This is a genomic window from Pseudomonas sp., from assembly GCF_050739995.1.
Taxonomy (GTDB): domain Bacteria; phylum Pseudomonadota; class Gammaproteobacteria; order Pseudomonadales; family Pseudomonadaceae; genus Aquipseudomonas.
In genome coordinates, this window is sequence record NZ_JBOICG010000535.1 from 1 (window position 1) to 1,994 (window position 1,994).

General features: G+C 59.7%; 2 protein-coding genes. Both read right to left on the reverse strand.

The window, feature by feature from the left end; genetic code table 11:
• Nucleotides 1-48: 48 nt before the first annotated feature.
• Nucleotides 49-1,350 carry a urate hydroxylase PuuD gene (locus ACRESD_RS17445; RefSeq protein ID WP_431752057.1) on the reverse strand — a complete coding sequence of 434 codons (1,302 nt, stop codon included), beginning with the start codon at nt 1,348-1,350 and terminating at the stop codon, nt 49-51.
• Nucleotides 1,351-1,401: 51 nt separating this feature from the next.
• Nucleotides 1,402-1,905 (reverse strand): ureidoglycolate lyase, encoded by a 504-nt coding sequence (locus ACRESD_RS17450; protein WP_257784089.1) that lies wholly within the window; start codon nt 1,903-1,905, stop codon nt 1,402-1,404.
• Nucleotides 1,906-1,994 lie beyond the last annotated feature (89 nt).

The following is a 1,994-nucleotide window of genomic DNA, read 5'->3' on the forward strand; positions in this document are numbered from 1 at the left end:
GCTTTCGCGAGCAAGCCCGCTCCCACATGGGGTTATGCGTTAAGTCAGTTAATTGGTACGAGCCCCCTGATTGATCCAGGTGCCAATCAAATCCCGTTCCTGCTGGGTCATCTGGGTGATGTTGCCCAGTGGCATGATCTGGCTCGCCACGGCTTGCGCTTGAATGCGCGCCGCCTGTTGCTGGATCTGTGCCGGGGTGTCGAACATCACGCCGGCTGGCGCGGTGCTGAACAGTGGGCTGGTGGGCTTGGCCGAATGGCAAACGGCACAGCGTTCCTGGATCACCCCGTGCACCTTGTCGAAATCAATCGAGGCTTGGGCGGGTGCAGGCGCAGCAGTCGGTTCGACAGGCGCTGCGGGTGCGGCAGGTTTCAAGCCACCACCCAACGCGGTTTCCGGTAACGGCTGGTACTCGATGGCGGCAGGTGCCTTGGCCACGTCCGGTGTGGTCGCCATCGGTTTCGGCCCCGTCACGTACGCCAGGCAAATCATCGCCAACGCGCCAACCGGCAAGGTCCACGCATACTTCTGGCTGTTGTGCCGGGTATTGAAGTAATGACGCACCAACACCGCCGCCACTGCGATACCTGCCAGGATCAGCCAGTTGTATTGGCTGCCGTAGGTGCTCGGGAAGTGGTTGCTGATCATGATGAACAGCACCGGCAAGGTGAAGTAGTTGTTGTGGCGTGAACGCAGCAAGCCTTTGGCCGGCAGCGCGGGATCCGGCGTGCGGTTCTCCGCGATGGCCGCCACCAGCGCGCGTTGGGCGGGCATGATGATGCGGAACACGTTACCCACCATGATGGTGCCGATCACCGCACCGACGTGCAGGTAAGCACCACGGCCGCTGAACACCTTGCTGAAGCCGTAAGCTGCCGCAATCAACAACACGAACAGGATCAGGCCGAGCAGGGCAGGGCGCTTGCCCAGGGCCGAGTCGCAGAGGAAGGAGTAGATGAACCAACCGGCGAACAGCGAGCCGATGCCCAGCAGTACACCTTCCGGACCACTCAGGCTGCTGCCCGGTGCCAGCAGGTACAAGGTCGGGTTGGAGTAGAACACCACGCACAGCAGCGCGATGCCGGACATCCAGGTGAAATAGGCTTCCCATTTGAACCAGTGCAGGTTATCCGGCATGGTCGGTGGGGCCAGTTTGTATTTTTCCAGGTGATAGATACCGCCACCGTGGATCGCCCACAAGTCACCGGCCAGGCCGTCCTTGGGGTTGACGCGATTGAGGTTGTTTTCCAGCCAGACGAAATAGAAGGAAGCGCCGATCCACGCGACGCCAGTGATCATGTGAACCCAGCGCACGCTAAGGTTCAGCCATTCCAACAGATGTGCTTCCACAGTCTTTACCTCTCGCCTGTCACCCTTATTGTCGGGTGATCAGACCTTCTCTTATTGGTGGGGGGCGAGGATCAACCGCTCATCCTCTTTGAAAAAATGCTCATCGCAGTTATTGCCTGTGCCACTGCGATCAACCACCAGGAAGTCATCCCGCTTTTCGATCGTCAGCACCGGGTGGTGCCAGACGCCGCGATGGTAATTAATGCCCTGCCTGCCGTTGGTAACGAAGGCGCGGACCAAGCCTGATACAGGTGCATCGCCAAGGGGCGCGACCACGATCAGAAAGGGGTTGCCGAGCAGCGGAATGAAAGCCTGGCTGCCCAGCGGGTGTCGTTCCAGCATGCACACAGTCAGCGGCATGTCCTGCGCGTCGGCGCGGAAGATGCTGATGATGGCGTGGTCTTCCGGCTTTGCGGTTTCGACCGTGGCCAGTTTGTGAAAGCGCATGGTCGACCCGTTGTTGATCATGAAGTGGTCGCTGCCGTCGGTTTCGATAACGTCTCCGAAGGGGGCGAAGGCTTCTTTGGTCAGGGGTTCGATCACGAGTGTGCGCATGGCTGTCTTCTTATCCGAATGCTGTGTTGTTAGTTCTGACGCCTTCGCGAGCAAGCCCGCTCCCACATTTGGAATGCATTCCCCTGTGG